Origin of the sequence: Erwinia sp. OLFS4 (assembly GCF_002752165.1) — a bacterium.
Lineage (GTDB): Bacteria > Pseudomonadota > Gammaproteobacteria > Enterobacterales > Enterobacteriaceae > Izhakiella.
This window is the reverse complement of record NZ_MOMB01000052.1, coordinates 98,497-113,398: the sequence shown is the minus strand read 5'-3', so window position 1 is coordinate 113,398 and position 14,902 is coordinate 98,497. Positions and strand designations below refer to the sequence as shown.

General features: G+C 51.2%; 15 protein-coding genes. 6 read left to right on the top strand and 9 right to left on the bottom strand.

Annotation, left to right across the window (positions count from 1 at the left end):
• Together tauA and BL249_RS12735 are read right to left on the bottom strand one after the other, a co-directional pair.
• A complete protein-coding gene (gene tauA, locus BL249_RS12740) occupies positions 1-981 on the bottom strand; it encodes a taurine ABC transporter substrate-binding protein (protein ID WP_099705053.1) in 981 nt (326 codons plus the stop codon).
• 160 nt (positions 982-1,141) lie between these two features.
• A complete protein-coding gene (locus BL249_RS12735; protein ID WP_099705052.1) occupies positions 1,142-1,744 on the bottom strand; it encodes a LysE family translocator in 603 nt (200 codons plus the stop codon).
• Between the two features lie 60 nt (positions 1,745-1,804).
• On the opposite strand from BL249_RS12735, the gene BL249_RS12730 reads away from it, so the two are divergent.
• The 5 genes from BL249_RS12730 to BL249_RS12710 all read left to right on the top strand — a co-directional run bounded on the left by BL249_RS12730 (position 1,805) and on the right by BL249_RS12710 (position 7,164).
• Positions 1,805-2,821 carry a hydrolase gene (locus tag BL249_RS12730; protein WP_099705051.1) on the top strand — a complete coding sequence of 339 codons (1,017 nt, stop codon included), beginning with the start codon at positions 1,805-1,807 and terminating at the stop codon, positions 2,819-2,821.
• A gap of 1 nt (position 2,822) precedes the next feature.
• Positions 2,823-3,041, top strand: a complete 219-nt coding sequence (locus tag BL249_RS12725; RefSeq protein WP_099705050.1) for a YheU family protein — start codon at positions 2,823-2,825, stop codon at positions 3,039-3,041.
• Positions 3,042-3,099: 58 nt separating this feature from the next.
• Complete coding sequence (locus BL249_RS12720) at positions 3,100-3,969, top strand: phosphoribulokinase (protein WP_099705049.1); 870 nt, start codon at positions 3,100-3,102, stop codon at positions 3,967-3,969.
• Between the two features lie 424 nt (positions 3,970-4,393).
• Positions 4,394-5,026, top strand: coding sequence for a cAMP-activated global transcriptional regulator CRP (gene crp, locus BL249_RS12715; protein WP_003852956.1), 633 nt, complete (start codon positions 4,394-4,396; stop codon positions 5,024-5,026).
• Positions 5,027-5,091: 65 nt separating this feature from the next.
• The gene (locus BL249_RS12710; protein WP_099705048.1) at positions 5,092-7,164 is read left to right on the top strand and encodes a YccS/YhfK family putative transporter; all 2,073 of its coding nucleotides are present in this window, start codon (positions 5,092-5,094) and stop codon (positions 7,162-7,164) included.
• A gap of 74 nt (positions 7,165-7,238) precedes the next feature.
• On the opposite strand, the gene argD is transcribed toward BL249_RS12710, so the two are convergent.
• The 3 genes from argD to ppiA form a co-directional block, all read right to left on the bottom strand.
• Positions 7,239-8,459 carry a bifunctional acetylornithine/succinyldiaminopimelate transaminase gene (gene argD / locus BL249_RS12705; RefSeq protein ID WP_099705047.1) on the bottom strand — a complete coding sequence of 407 codons (1,221 nt, stop codon included), beginning with the start codon at positions 8,457-8,459 and terminating at the stop codon, positions 7,239-7,241.
• A gap of 86 nt (positions 8,460-8,545) precedes the next feature.
• On the bottom strand, positions 8,546-9,121 hold the full coding sequence (locus BL249_RS12700; protein WP_099705046.1) for an aminodeoxychorismate synthase component II: 576 nt from the start codon (positions 9,119-9,121) through the stop codon (positions 8,546-8,548).
• 221 nt (positions 9,122-9,342) lie between these two features.
• Positions 9,343-9,915, bottom strand: coding sequence for a peptidylprolyl isomerase A (gene ppiA, locus BL249_RS12695; RefSeq protein ID WP_099705045.1), 573 nt, complete (start codon positions 9,913-9,915; stop codon positions 9,343-9,345).
• 254 nt (positions 9,916-10,169) lie between these two features.
• Between ppiA and tsgA the strand changes: the two genes are divergently transcribed.
• On the top strand, positions 10,170-11,375 hold the full coding sequence (tsgA, locus tag BL249_RS12690) for an MFS transporter TsgA (RefSeq protein WP_099705044.1): 1,206 nt from the start codon (positions 10,170-10,172) through the stop codon (positions 11,373-11,375).
• Between the two features lie 205 nt (positions 11,376-11,580).
• Here the strand turns inward: tsgA and trpS are convergent, their stop codons facing one another.
• From trpS to dam, 4 genes are all read right to left on the bottom strand, one after another.
• Positions 11,581-12,585, bottom strand: coding sequence for a tryptophan--tRNA ligase (trpS, locus tag BL249_RS12685; RefSeq protein WP_099705043.1), 1,005 nt, complete (start codon positions 12,583-12,585; stop codon positions 11,581-11,583).
• A gap of 14 nt (positions 12,586-12,599) precedes the next feature.
• Positions 12,600-13,277 carry a phosphoglycolate phosphatase gene (locus BL249_RS12680; RefSeq protein WP_099705042.1) on the bottom strand — a complete coding sequence of 226 codons (678 nt, stop codon included), beginning with the start codon at positions 13,275-13,277 and terminating at the stop codon, positions 12,600-12,602.
• Entirely contained in the window at positions 13,261-13,947 is a 687-nt protein-coding gene (rpe, locus tag BL249_RS12675) for a ribulose-phosphate 3-epimerase (protein WP_099705041.1), read from the bottom strand. Before rpe ends, BL249_RS12680 begins: the two co-directional genes overlap by 17 nt.
• 67 nt (positions 13,948-14,014) lie before the next feature.
• Entirely contained in the window at positions 14,015-14,830 is an 816-nt protein-coding gene (dam, locus tag BL249_RS12670) for an adenine-specific DNA-methyltransferase (protein ID WP_099705040.1), read from the bottom strand.
• Between the last annotated feature and the right edge of the window lie 72 nt (positions 14,831-14,902).

Below are 14,902 nucleotides of genomic sequence, written 5' to 3'. Positions count from 1 at the left end.
TTACGGTTTCTGAGCCGCGGTGACAAACTGGTTGGTTACAAAGTCATGGTAATCAGTACCAGCCTGCGCAACTTTACCCTGCTGTTTAAGAAACGCCGCCGTATCCACAATTGCTTTATTCACCGGCTGAGCAAGATCGGCAATCTGCTGGCTGTTTGTCAGATACTGATTTCCCTTAACCAGCGACGGAATCTGCTCAACGGGCACCCCGCTGTACCGGGAAAGCTTGCGCAGATTCTCAGGATTTTTCAGCCATCCTTCAGGATCATCAAGGTAAGCTTTTTGCGCCTGTATAGCACTGCGGGCAAACGCAGTGACAATATCGGGATGTGCCCTGGCAAAATCCTTGCGTACCACCCAGACATCCAGGGTCGGCGCGCCCCAGCGCCCCACCTGCTGAGAATCTGTCAGGACCTTGCCATTCTTCTCCAGCTGATTGACCGCCGGAGCCCAGACATAAGCACCATCGATATCGCCACGCTGCCAGGCGGCAATAATTGCCGGCGGCTGCAGGTTAATAATCTGCAACTGTTCAGGTTTGATACCCCAGTGTTTCAGGGCTGCCAGCAGGCTGTAGTGCGTCGTGGAAATAAAAGGAACCGCAATACGTTTACCGATCAGGTCTTGTGGCGTCCTGATCTCTTTTTTGACGACCAGCGCTTCAGAATCGCCCAGCCGGGAGGCAAGCAGGAAAACTTCAATCGGCAGATTTTGTGTGGCAGCCACCGCCAGCGGGCTTGAACCAAGGTTACCAATCTGCACATCGCCGGAAGCCAGTGCACGCACAATGCTGGCGCCGCTATCAAACTTACGCCAATCCACATGGGCACCGCTGAGCTTTTCAAAAGTATTATCCGCCTGCGCGACTTTCGCCGGCTCTGCCGAGGTTTGCCAGGCTACGGTTACGTTAGTCGCCTGAGCCTGAAGGCTCAGTGCGGCCATTACCGCAAGCAATGCAGCGCGTTTTATTATTCTGCTCATTCCATTTCACTCCGGTTATTTCGCTATCATGGCGACAGTTTTAACCGGGGAATCTATCAGCGATAAAGGAATATAAAATTATTCTTTATAACTAAATATCTTTAGAACAATAAACGCAATTCATTGCCATAAACCAGAAAACATTCGCGGCTGGCTGTGATCAGTGCCAGACCAGCAGCACACAGCTGGCAGTCAGCAGTCCCATTACCCGATTAAATATTTTCCAGGCGCGACGTCCGTGTAAAATCCGGCCAATCGCGGCACCAAAACCAAGCCAGATAATACCGGCAACCAGATTAACCAGCGCCATGGCAATGCTGATCGCCACCACCGAATGCAGATATTGCTCGCCGGCAAGGGAAAAACTGGCCGTCGCTCCCAGCGCCATTAGCCAGGCTTTCGGGTTGATTAGCTGCAGCATGCCGCCCTGCCAGAATGGCATGGGCTTTGCGGCAACCGGCGCGGTGTCGAGCGTTTCATAAGGGGCGAAAGCAATTTTCCAGCTTAGCCATAATAAATAAAGACTGCCGGCGACTTTCAGAAACAAGTGCAGTGCAGGATAGAGTAGAATCAGACCGCCGATACCAAAAGCCACCATGAGCAGCATCAGCTGCATGCCGATCATAATACCAACCAGTAGCATTATTGAGCGAATAAAACCATAATTCGCCGCCGAGGCGGTCAATAACATATTATTGGGGCCTGGGGTAATAGCAGCGACCCAGAGAAACGCTAGCATTGATAAAAAAAGACTCAGTTCCATATAAAACGGGTACTCCTTACCCAAAAAAACAAATTAATCTCCCGAAACTAACAGTGTGATATGGATCCGACAAGTATTAGCGACATAAATTTTCAGCCGCCGGATGCAAGCGAATTTATCCCGCTTGCCGGCTTTCATAATGCGCATATGCAAACCCTGCTGCCACGTATTTTACGACGGCGCATGCGCGTACGTCCCTGGTGGCAACGACTCACGCTGCCGGATGGCGATTTTGTCGACCTTGCCTGGAGTGAAAACCCGGCGCAGGCCACCCATAAACCGCGCATGGTACTGTTTCACGGGCTGGAAGGCAGTATTCACAGCCCCTATGCTCACGGCCTGATTGAAGCCGCCCAGCGGCGTGGCTGGCTGGGAGTCGTCATGCATTTTCGCGGCTGCAGCGGCGAACCAAACCGGCTAAAACGGATCTATCATTCCGGCGAGACCGAGGACGCCAGCTACTTCCTGCACTGGCTGCGAGCACAGTGGGGACAGGTTCCCACCGCCGCAGTCGGCGTTTCATTAGGCGGTAATATGCTGGCCTGTCTGATGGGTAAGCAGGGCAACGACTGTCTGCTCGATGCAGGCGTTGTCATCTCAGCACCGCTGATGCTTGAACCCTGTAGCGTTAAACTTGAGCAGGGATTTTCGCGTTTTTATCAACATTATTTGCTGTCCATGCTTAAGCAAAATGCCATCAGGAAACTGCGCGCTTTCCCCGGTTCACTGCCGATTGATGCCCTGCAGCTGAAACAGATCCGTCGGTTACGGCATTTTGATGATGCCATTACTTCGCGCGTGCACGGCTTTAACGATGCGCTGGATTATTACCGCCAGGCCAGCGCAATGCCTCTGCTGCAAGGCGTGCGTAAACCGTTGCTGATCATTCATGCCAAAGATGACCCCTTTATGACGGAAGATGTCATTCCAGACGCCGGCCTGCTTTCCGCCAGCACCAGCTATCAGCTCACCGCCCGGGGTGGACATGTCGGTTTCGTCGGTGGAACGCTATTAAAACCGCAAATGTGGCTGGAGCAGCGTGTGCCGGCCTGGCTGGCCCGCTGGCTGGAGCCATAATATGATCATTCCCTGGCAGCAACTCGACGCCGAAACACTGAATAATCTGCTGGAAGCATTTGTCTTGCGCGAAGGTACCGACTACGGTGAACAGGAGCGTAGTCTTGCGCAAAAAGTAGAGGATGTCCGGCGCCAGCTGGAAAACGGCGAAGTGGTACTGGTATGGTCGGAATTACATGAATCCGTCAATATTATGCCGCAAAAATCGTTTGGTAGATGACATCAGTAAGCTGAACGTGGTAACAAGTCATTCAGCCATTTATCAGGGAGCGTAATTTATGTCAGCAAAACACCCGATCATCGCCGTCACCGGCTCCAGCGGCGCGGGAACCACCACTACCAGCCTGGCGTTTCGTAAAATTTTCCAGCAGCTGGATTTAACTGCCGCGGAAGTGGAAGGCGATAGCTTTCATCAATATACCCGCCCGGAAATGGATATGGCGATTCGCAAAGCACGCGATTCAGGCCGCCATATCAGCTATTTCGGCCCGGAAGCCAATGATTTTTCGCTGCTGGTCGAAACGTTTAAAGAGTACGGACGTTCCGGAACCGGTCGATCACGCAAATATTTACATACCTATGATGAGGCGGTGCCGTGGAATCAGGTACCCGGAACTTTCACACCCTGGCAACCGCTGCCAGAACCCACCGATGTGCTGTTTTATGAAGGCCTGCATGGTGGCGTGGTCACTCAGCAGCATAACGTTGCTGAACAGGTCGACCTGTTAGTTGGCGTCGTGCCCATCGTCAACCTTGAATGGATTCAGAAGCTGGTGCGCGACACCAGCGAGCGCGGTCATTCACGCGAAGCGGTTATGGATTCAGTGGTGCGCTCTATGGATGACTATATCAACTACATCACCCCGCAATTTTCCCGCACTCATATCAATTTTCAGCGCGTGCCAACTATCGATACTTCTAATCCGTTCGCGGCCAGAGGCATCCCGTCACTGGATGAAAGCCTGGTGGTGATCCATTTCCGCGACCTTGAAGAGATTGACTTTCCTTACCTGCTGGCGATGCTACAAGGCTCTTTTATCTCACATATTAATACGCTGGTGGTACCTGGTGGTAAGATGGGGCTGGCCATTGAGTTAATTATGGCTCCCCTGGTCAAGCGTCTGATGGAAGGACGAAAGATCGGCTGACACCCTGGCGGGCTGCTTCAGATCTGCATACAAATCATTCACTTGTAAATGATATATATTTGTATTTATTAACCCAACCCGCTTTCATCCTCTGAATTCCGTCAGAGACTGACGTCTTGTTTGCGCCATTGCATACGCATTTAACCTGAAGCTGTATTGTTCACTTAAAAAGATGATGCACTGTTAACTGCATCAAGCTGAAGCGAGACAACAGGAGACAGTAAGATAAAGCTATGCTACAAACAAAGCTGAACAATTTACCGGTGGAAGACCACATGGTGAATGCGGGATCAAAACCTGAGCGACGCTCTGATAACAGACCCGGAATAAATTTCCCGACGGGAAATTGTTTTCATATCTTAACGCCCGTCAGGGAGTTCAGCCCCTGTATTCAGGCGCATTGACAAACAGAGGATAACAGCGAATGGTGCTCGGCAAACCGCAAACAGACCCGACTCTTGAATGGTTCCTGTCACATTGCCATATTCACAAATATCCATCAAAAAGTACCCTGATCCATCAGGGCGAAAAAGCTGAAACACTTTACTATATCGTTAAAGGTTCAGTTGCTGTGCTGATTAAAGATGAAGAAGGTAAAGAGATGATCCTCTCCTACCTCAACCAGGGCGACTTCATTGGCGAACTGGGCTTGTTTGAAGAAGGCCAGGAACGCAGCGCCTGGGTTCGGGCAAAAAGCGCCTGTGAAGTCGCTGAAATTTCATACAAAAAATTTCGTCAGCTGATTCAGGTAAATCCTGATATCCTGATGCGACTTTCATCGCAGATGGCGCGACGTCTGCAGGTGACTTCCGAAAAAGTCGGTAACTTAGCGTTCCTGGATGTTACCGGACGCATTGCCCAGACGCTGCTCAACCTGGCGAAACAACCGGATGCAATGACACACCCGGACGGTATGCAGATCAAAATCACCCGTCAGGAGATCGGCCAGATCGTCGGCTGTTCACGTGAAACGGTGGGGCGCATCCTGAAGATGCTGGAAGATCAAAACCTGATCTCTGCCCACGGTAAAACCATCGTTGTTTACGGTACCCGCTAAGTCAAACCGGACCAACATGGCGCGGTAATCACTATCGCGCCTTTTTATTTCTGTTAAAAGGCCATATGTGGCGTCGAATTATTTATCACCCTGAGGTCAATTACGCGCTGCGTCAGACGCTGGTGCTTTGTTTACCGGTTGCAGCAGGATGGCTGCTCGGCAATTTACAAACAGGGCTTCTTTTTGCGTTAATCCCCGCCTGCTGCAACATTGCCGGGCTGGACACACCGCATAAGCGTTTTTTTAAGCGCCTGATAGTCGGTGGCGGTCTGTTTGCATTCAGCAGCTTTGCCCTGCAGTATTTCGGCCAGCTTAACGTTCCGCTGCCGGTCATCATGTTTGTTATGACCATGCTGCTCGGCATCACCGGCGAAATCAGCCCACTTCATGGGCGGCTGTTACCCGGTTCACTGATTGCCGCTATCTTTACTATCAGCCTCGAAGGACGGATGCCTGTCTGGCAGCCGCCGCTATTTTATATCCTCGGCACTATCTGGTACGGGTTGTTTAACTGGTTCTGGTTCTGGCTGTGGAAAGAACAACCTCTGCGGGAAACCCTCAGCCTGCTCTACCGCGAACTGGCGGATTATTGCGAAGCAAAATATACCCTGTTGACCAAACTGACCGATCCGGAAAAAGCGCTGCCGCCGCTACTCGCCCGCCAGCAGAAAGCCGTCGATCTGATTAATCTTTGTTATCAGCAGATGCATATGCTGTCAGCAGGCAGCCAGAACCATTACAAACGTCTCACCCGCGCCCTGCAGATTGCGCTTGATTTACAAGAGCACATTGCCGTTAGCCTGCATCAGCCTGAAGAAGTGCAAAAACTGGTGGAGCAAAGCCATGCCGAAGCGGTCATACGCTGGAATGCCCAGACCATTGCCAGCCGCCTGCGGGTCCTGGCAGATGATATTCTTTATCACCGGATGCCGCTGCGTTTCAGCATGAATAACCAGCTGGGAGCCCTCGAAAAAATCACCCGCCAGCATCGTGACAATCCGGTGGGACATTTTTGCTATCACCATTTCAGCCGTATCGCCCGGGTACTACGAACCCAGCGGCCACTGTACCAGCGTGACCTGATGGCGGATCGTCAGCGGCGTCTGCCGCTGATCCCGGCGTTGCGCAGCTATCTATCGCTTAAATCTTCCGCATTACGTACTGCAGGCCGTTTTGCCGTCATGCTGGGGTTCGCCAGTATCCTCGCTCTGTTTCTGAATATGCCCAAACCCTACTGGGTTCTGATGACCATCATGTTTGTCAGCCAGAACGGTTACAGTGCTACCCGGGTGCGTATTCAGCACCGGGCTCTCGGTACCCTGGCCGGACTGGTGATTGCCGCGGTTGCGCTACACTTCCATGCACCGGACAGCCTGGTATTACCGGTGATGCTGGTTATCACCCTGGTAAGCTACCTGTTTATTCGCAAATCCTACGGTTGGGCCATGATCGGCTTCACCATCACTGCCGTCTATTCACTACAGCTGCTGTCACTTAACGGCGCAGACTTTCTCTGGCCCCGTTTGCTGGATACGTTACTTGGCTGTCTGATTGCCTTTGGCGGTATGCTCTGGCTGTGGCCGCAGTGGCAAAGCGGCTTATTGCGTCAGAACGCCCACGATGCGCTTGGCGCTTACCAGTCAGCGCTGCAGCTGCTGCTGGGAAATGCACAGCAACCTGAAAAACTGGCTTACCAGCGGATTGTGGTTAATCAGGCGCATAATGCGTTGTTTAACTCGCTGAATCAGGCCATGCAGGAGCCAGGCTTCAATGCGGATTATCTTGCAGACATGAAGCTGTGGGTCACCCACAGTCAGTTTATTGTCGAACATATTAATGCCATGACGATTCTGGCACGGGAACACACTATGCTCACCGCCTCACTGGCGGAACGCTATCTGCAAGCTTGTGAAATTGCGCTACAACGCTGTCAGCAGCGGCTGGAATATGATGGCCCCGGCTCCGATACCAATATTATGGAGGCGCCGGAAAATTTTCATGAAGGGCCCATTACCGTGGTTGAACGCCATGTCAGGCGTATCCTCAGCCACCTGAAAGTGATGCATACCATTTCGTCACTGGCCTGGTCACAACGGCCGCATCATGGCAAATGGCTGGCGCGTAAGCTCGGTAAATAAGGATAACTGTGCTCAGGGGCCGCAACCGCGGATGTTGTGCGGTTGCGGCAACGCCTCAGGATAGTGACCACCCCTTAAGCACGAATGACTTTTTCCAGCGCACGGCTCAGGCGTTGCATGCCCTCGTCAATATCTGCCGGCTCAATGATCAATGAAGGGGCCAGACGAAGAACGCCAGTGCCAGCATTCAGGATCATGACGCCTTCCGCGGCAGCGGCATTAAGAATATCGCGCGCTTTATCGGCGTACTCCGGCTTCAGCACCGCCCCCAGCAGCAGCCCCATCCCACGGATATCACTAAAGACATCCAGCCGCGAATGTATCGCCTTTAACGCACTTTCAAACTGCGCACGCCGCTGCATTACGCCGTTCAGCACCTCGTCGGTATTAATAATATCCATCGCCGCTTCAGCCACCGCGCAGGCCAGCGGGTTACCGCCATAGGTGGTACCGTGCACACCGGGCGCCATAACCGACGCAATGTCATGTGTGGTCAGCATGGCGCTCACCGGAAAGCCGCCTCCCAACGCTTTGGCAGTGGTCAGTATATCCGGCACCACGCCATAATGCTGGTAAGCAAACAATTTACCACTGCGTCCCATGCCGCTTTGTACTTCATCAAATACCAGCAGCGCATTGTGCTTATCACACAGTGCACGCACCCCTTCGATAAAGGCCTGGCTGGCTGGCATGATCCCGCCTTCTCCCTGAATCGGCTCCAGCACTACGGCACAGGTATGGTCATCAATAACCGCTTGCACCGCCGCGAGATCGTTAAAAGGAACATGTACAATATCGGCAGGTTTGGGACCAAAGCCATCAGAATATTTAGGCTGTCCACCCACTGACACCGCAAACAGTGAACGCCCGTGAAAAGCATTATGGAAAGCGATGATTTTCGTTTTATAGGGACTGTGCTTTTTCCCGACATAATAACGCGCCAGCTTGAATGCCGCTTCGTTTGCCTCGGTGCCAGAATTGACAAAAAACACCCGTTCAGCAAAGGTCGCAGCAATCAGTTTACTGGCCAGACGCAGAGCCGGTTCATTGGTAAAAATATTGCTGGTGTGCCAGAGCGTTTCTCCCTGACATTTCAGGGCCTCTACCAATGCCGGATGGCAATGTCCCAGCGCCGTGACGGCAATACCGCCGGAAAAATCAATGTATTCTTTCCCCTGCTGATCCCAGACGCGGCTGCCTTTCCCCTTGACCGGGACAAACTGGGCAGGTGCATAAACGGGCAAAATAACCTGATCAAACGTTGCCCTGCTAACCGTTATTTTTTCTGCTGCCATGCCTTACCTCACCCGTGGACATTAAAATTTAGCGTGAAATTATAATCATTAAATATGCATAAAAAAGCATTCACTGACAAGGTTATTTATCGTGACAGGAAATTATTCAGTAGCGGGAGCCCCTGCTCACTCAGGATACTCTCCGGATGGAACTGCACCCCTTCCAGCGCCAGATGCCGGTGCCGTAATCCCATAATTTCATCCGGCTCTCCGTCACGCAGACTCCAGGCCGTCACCTCAAAACAGGCGGGTAAACTCGCCGCCTCCACCACCAACGAATGATAACGCGTGACGCTTAACGGTTGATTTAACCCGGCAAAAACGCCCTGCTGTTGATGAACAATCTGCGATACCTTGCCATGCATAGCCTGACGCGCCCGAACCACCCGGCCGCCATAAGCCTGTGCCAGCGCCTGATGGCCAAGACAGACGCCAAGCACAGGAATAGAACCGGCAAAATGGGTAATTGCTGCCAGCGAAATCCCTGCCTGATCAGGGGTGCAGGGTCCCGGTGATATCACCAGATGCGTCGGGCGAAGACGGGCAATCTGTTGCAGGGAAATGGCGTCGTTGCGATACACCTCAACATCCGCGCCAAGCTGACAAAAATACTGGTAAAGATTCCAGGTGAATGAGTCGTAATTATCAATAATCAGCAGCATGGACACTCCGGCCGGAAGAAACGCCGCTATTCTACGCATTTTTTTAGCAGGGAATATTGATAAGTTTGTTGCAAAATCAAGCTCCGGCTGTTTTTGCCGGGCAAATAAGCGGTTTGCTCATACAAAGCCAGCAGAGGGCCACACACTTCTGGCCGGTGAGAAAACGGACCTGTCAGGGCCGCAGATAACCAGGGGCGGCAAGCTACCGCCCCCGCCGACAATCAGGGGACAACTTTTGCCGAAAGGATAATAACCGGTGTCACCGGAACGTTCTGGTAGGGACCCACGTTTTGCGTCCGTACCTGGGCTATTTTATCTGCCACATCCATGCCTTTAACCACTTTGCCGAACACGGCATAGCCAAAATCGCGCTGCCCGTGATCAAGAAATGCATTATCGGCGACGTTGATAAAAAACTGGCTGGTAGCACTGTCTTTATCTGCCGTGCGCGCCATGGCAATCGTACCCCGACTGTTCAGCAGCCCATTATCCGCCTCATTTTTGATCGGCGGATTACTATTTTTTTGCTGCATTTCAGCGTTAAATCCACCGCCCTGAATCATAAAGCCCGGGATAACCCGGTGGAAAACCGTGTTGTTATAAAAACCACTGTTCACATAATCGACAAAATTCTTAACGGATACCGGAGCCTTCTGGTTATTCAGTTCCAGTTCTATATTGCCCGCTGACGTGGTCAGCATGACGTGCGTATCGCCTTTTGCTGCCAGCGCTGCAGTGGAAACGGCAGACAACAACAAAACGGAAGACAAAGCGGTAAGTGTGCGTCTAAACATGAATTATTCCTTTATCGGGCAGCAACCACAAAACCACCAGATTTTAAAGAGTGGTTAACCAGCGCGCCAGATCTTTACCGTTATTTACCTCACACTACGCGCAACGTTTTCAGCAATTCCCCATAAAAAGTGATGACAATCACAGATAAAATGAGAATAAGACTATAAATTTCATTAAACATTTATGAATATCACATTGCTGATTAAGATAGTGGCCATTTTTTTGCACTTTTTACAACAAACAGGGTTAATTTATGTCAAATCCGGATCGCATTGGTCTAACATGGATAAGTTTTCTTTCCTATGCTCTGACCGGCTCACTGGTGATCGTCACTGGCGTTGTTATGGGAGATATTGCTCACTATTTTCACCGGCCGGTGTCGGAAATGAGCAACACGTTTACCTTTCTGAACAGCGGCATACTGGTTGCCATCTTTCTTAATGCCTGGCTGATGGAAATTGTTCCGCTCAAGCGTCAGCTGATATTTGGCTTCATATTAATGTTACTGGCGGTAACCGGACTGGCATTCACCCACAGCCTGGCATTATTTTCCTTATGCATGTTTGTGCTGGGGGTGGTAAGCGGCATTACCATGTCAATTGGTACCTTCCTGATCACCCACCTGTATGACGGTCGTCAGCGAGGCGCGCGTTTACTGTTTACCGATTCATTCTTCAGCATGGCGGGCACGCTATTTCCCTTTTTAGCCGCCTGGATACTGGCCCATTCCTTGCCCTGGTTTTTAGTATACGGATTTATCGGACTGATTTATCTGGCTATTTTCATACTGACTCTGAGCATCAACTTCCCGCAGCTGGGCAAAACCGCCCCCAAAGAAAACCTGCCGGAACAAAAAGAGTCATGGGGTGTTGGCGTCGCGCTGCTGGCCATTGCCGCCCTTTGTTATATCCTCGGCCAGCTCGGTTTCATTTCCTGGGTACCGCAGTATGCTAACAGCAATCTGCACATGGACATGCTACAGGCCGGCGGTCTGGTTAGCAGTTTCTGGACAGCGTATATGGTTGGAATGTGGGTATTCAGTGCCATATTACGTTTCTTTGATCCGCAGCGAATCGTTACCGTGCTGGCGTTGCTGGCCACAGTCCTGATGTACTGGTTCATCACCAACGGTAATCCAGCTATGCTGCAGTGGATTATCCTGGCGCTGGGCTTTGTCTCCAGTGCTATTTATACCACCATCATTACGCTGGGTTCGCTGCAAACCAAAGTGTCTTCACCCAAACTGGTCAACTTTATTCTGACCTGCGGTACGGTAGGCACAATGCTGACCTTTATCGTTACGGCACCCATTGTCAGCCATTACGGCGTTCAGATGGCGCTGAAAACGGCTAACTGTCTGTATGCTGTTGTGTTCCTTATGTGTCTGCTGCTTGGTTTTGTCACCAGGCATCGTAGCCACAGCACCTGGAAACAAGAAGCGCCAGAGCCTGCGTCTTAACCCGTTAGCCGCCAGCCAGACAAGCGTATGGCGGTGCCATTATCACCACAGGGATCAGATAAGCATAAAGCGGCGCCGCCAGCGCCGCTTTTTTGTTTTGTCCGGCCAGCGGGGAAAGAGCAGGATAGGGTTGCACACCGGCAAATAAAAAAAACCTGACGCCGTAACGCCAGGGTCTGTCTGAGAAGCTCAGTGCGTCAGTGGATTAAGGCTGGGCAACAAAACCCACGGCCTGATAAACCTTTTTCAGCGTTTCCTGCGCCATTGCCCGGGCTTTTTCTGCGCCATCACGCATCACCGTTTCCAGAAAAGCTTCATCGTTACGGTAGCGGTGATAACGTTCCTGTAATCCAGCAAGCATGTCAGACACCGCCTCCGCGACTTCACTCTTCAGGTGGCCATACATTTTCCCTTCGAACGATTTTTCCAGCTCGGCAATCGATGTGCCGGTAACGCCGGAAAGAATATCCAGCAGGTTAGAAACCCCGGCTTTTTCTTTAACATCGTAGCGCACGACCGGCGGCTCATCAGAATCGGTCACCGCACGCTTAATTTTCTTCACCACCGATTTAGGATCTTCCAGCAGGCCAATAACATTATTGCGATTATCGTCTGACTTTGACATTTTTTTCGTCGGTTCCAGTAACGACATCACGCGGGCGCCAGACTGAGGAATAAAGGGTTCCGGTATACGGAAAATGTCGCCATAAAGCGCATTAAAACGTGAGGCAACGTCACGGCACAGTTCAAGATGCTGCTTTTGATCTTCTCCCACCGGCACCTGATGGGTCTGATAAAGCAGAATATCCGCCGCCATCAGGGCAGGATAATCAAATAAACCGACGTTGATATTCTCCTCGTAGCGCGCGGCCTTGTCCTTAAACTGGGTCATACGACTGAGCTCACCAAAATAGGTATAGCAGTTCAGCACCCATCCCAGCTGGGTATGTTCTGGCACGTGAGATTGTACAAAGATAATGCTGTTATTGGGATCAATACCACAGGCCAGATAAAGCGCCAGCGTGTCCAGCGTTGCTTTGCGCAATTTTGCTGCATCCTGGCGTACGGTGACCGCGTGAAGGTCAACAATGCAGTAGATACACTGGTACTCCTTTTGCATCTTCACCCACTGACGCAGCGCACCCAGATAATTACCAATAGTCAGTTCACCCGAAGGTTGTGCGCCACTAAAAACGATGGGTTTGCTCATGCTAATATCCTGATTTACAGCCCTAATGTGGGCAAAAGCTGATTAAAATGATCGAGTACAACGCTGGGATGGCTGTCGGTAATAGGTTCACCGTGATTATACCCATAAGTCATACCAACACAGGGACATCCCGCAGCCTGGGCGGCAAGAATATCATTGCGCGAATCGCCAACCAATAACAGCGATTCGGGCAGCAGCCCGAAGGTGCCCAGTACCAAAAATAGCGGTGCGGGATGCGGCTTTTTCTGTGCCACATCATCGCCCCCCAGCACTAACGAAAAGTAGTGGGCAATGCCCAGAGATTGCAGCAATGGCGCAATAAACGCCGTTGGTTTATTGGTAACAACTGCCATCGGTAAACCGCGTGCCGCCAGACGTTCAAGCACCATGCTGACATCAGGAAATAGCTTGCTACCCTGCCTGATAGTAGCGGCATAATACTTATCAAAAAACGTACGGGCATCGTTAATCAGGTCCGGTTCTGGCTCGGCATCCAGCGCCCAGCGCAATGCGCGGGTGAGCATAATGTCGGCGCCATTACCAATCCAGCGTGCCACGCGCTCAATACCCGGTGCTGGCAAACTGAGTTCGCCCAGCGCCAAATCAACCGCTTGCGCCAGTCCGGGGGCACTGTCCACCAGGGTGCCATCCAGATCGAACGCCAGCCCATGAATATCAGTGAAAGGAACCATGACGGGACTTCTCCAGTTCAGTGCGCATTTTATCGATGACATTTTTGTAGTCAGACTGACCAAATATGGCCGAACCAGCAACAAACATATCCGCACCTGCCGCGGCAATTTCAGCGATGTTATCAATTTTGACACCGCCGTCTACCTCAAGGCGAATATCATAGCCACTCTGATCAATGCGCCGGCGTGCAGCACGCAATTTATCCAGCGTACCCGGGATAAACGCCTGACCGCCGAAGCCGGGATTTACTGACATAATTAAGATGATATCCAGCTTATCCATGACGTAATCAAGGTAGCTCAGTGGTGTGGCCGGATTAAACACCAGTCCAGCCTTACAGCCGTGTTCTTTAATCAGCTGAAGCGTGCGGTCAATATGTTCTGAGGCTTCCGGATGAAAGGTAATAAAACTGGCGCCAGCTTTCGCAAAATCCGGGATCAGACGGTCAACGGGTTTTACCATCAGATGCACATCGATTGGGGCGCGAATGCCATAATCCCGAAGCGCTTTCAGCACCATCGGGCCCATTGTCAGATTGGGAACATAGTGATTATCCATCACATCGAAATGCACAATATCACCGCCAGCTTCCAGCACTTTTGCCGTATCCTCACCCAGGCGGGCGAAATCTGCTGACAGAATTGAAGGGGCAATCCAAGGTTGTTTCATCCATTTCTCCCGGTTCATGTGCCTGGCTTCAGGCGATTAGCAACTCAGTTGTTATCAGAGACTCAGCTTAAATATACAGGGCCAGAATCTCATCCACTTTGATCCGCCCACCGCCACGACTGCTAATGGAGCGCCTGACTTTAATTTGCATCAGACGCGACGCACGTTGATACCATTCCCGGGTCATCGGCGTATCATGATTAGAAATCAGCACCGGTATTTGCTGTTTTGCCGACAGCCCGGCCGCCAGCTCTGCCAGATGCTGTTGTTCCTGCAACGAAAAACTATTGGTATGGTAAGCGGTAAAGTTTGACGTAGCCGAAAGCGGTGCGTAAGGCGGATCACAATAGATAACCGCGCCTTTATCCGCTTTACTCAGAGTAACATCGTATGACTCACAGACAAACGTTGCCTTTTGCGCGCATTCAGCAAACCAGTACAACTCATCTTCAGGGAAATAAGGTCGCCGGTAACGGCCAAATGGCACGTTAAACTCACCGCTGAGGTTATAGCGACACAGACCGTTAAAACAGTAACGATTCAGATAAAGAAACAACAGGGCCCGTTCGTAAAGATCAACGCTATGGTTAAAACATTCCCGCTTAGCGTAATAAAAATCTGCCGCATTGGACTGTTCACTAAATAACCTGCGGGCATCATGCACAAACTCGCAGGTACGTGTTTTAACAATGTTGTACAGGTTAATCAGATCGCTATTGATATCAGCCAGGATATAACGCGGGTAATCGGTATTGAGGAATACCGAGCCAGCACCAACAAATGGCTCAATCAGGCACTCACCTTCTGGTAAATGACGACGGATCTCATCCAGTAACAGGTATTTACCCCCTGCCCACTTCAAAAAAGCGCGATTTTTTTTCATGCCGTGATATTAATTATTCTCTTCAGGCTGCGGCATCACCTACAGCTAAAGCGCTTTAAGAATGTTGAACAA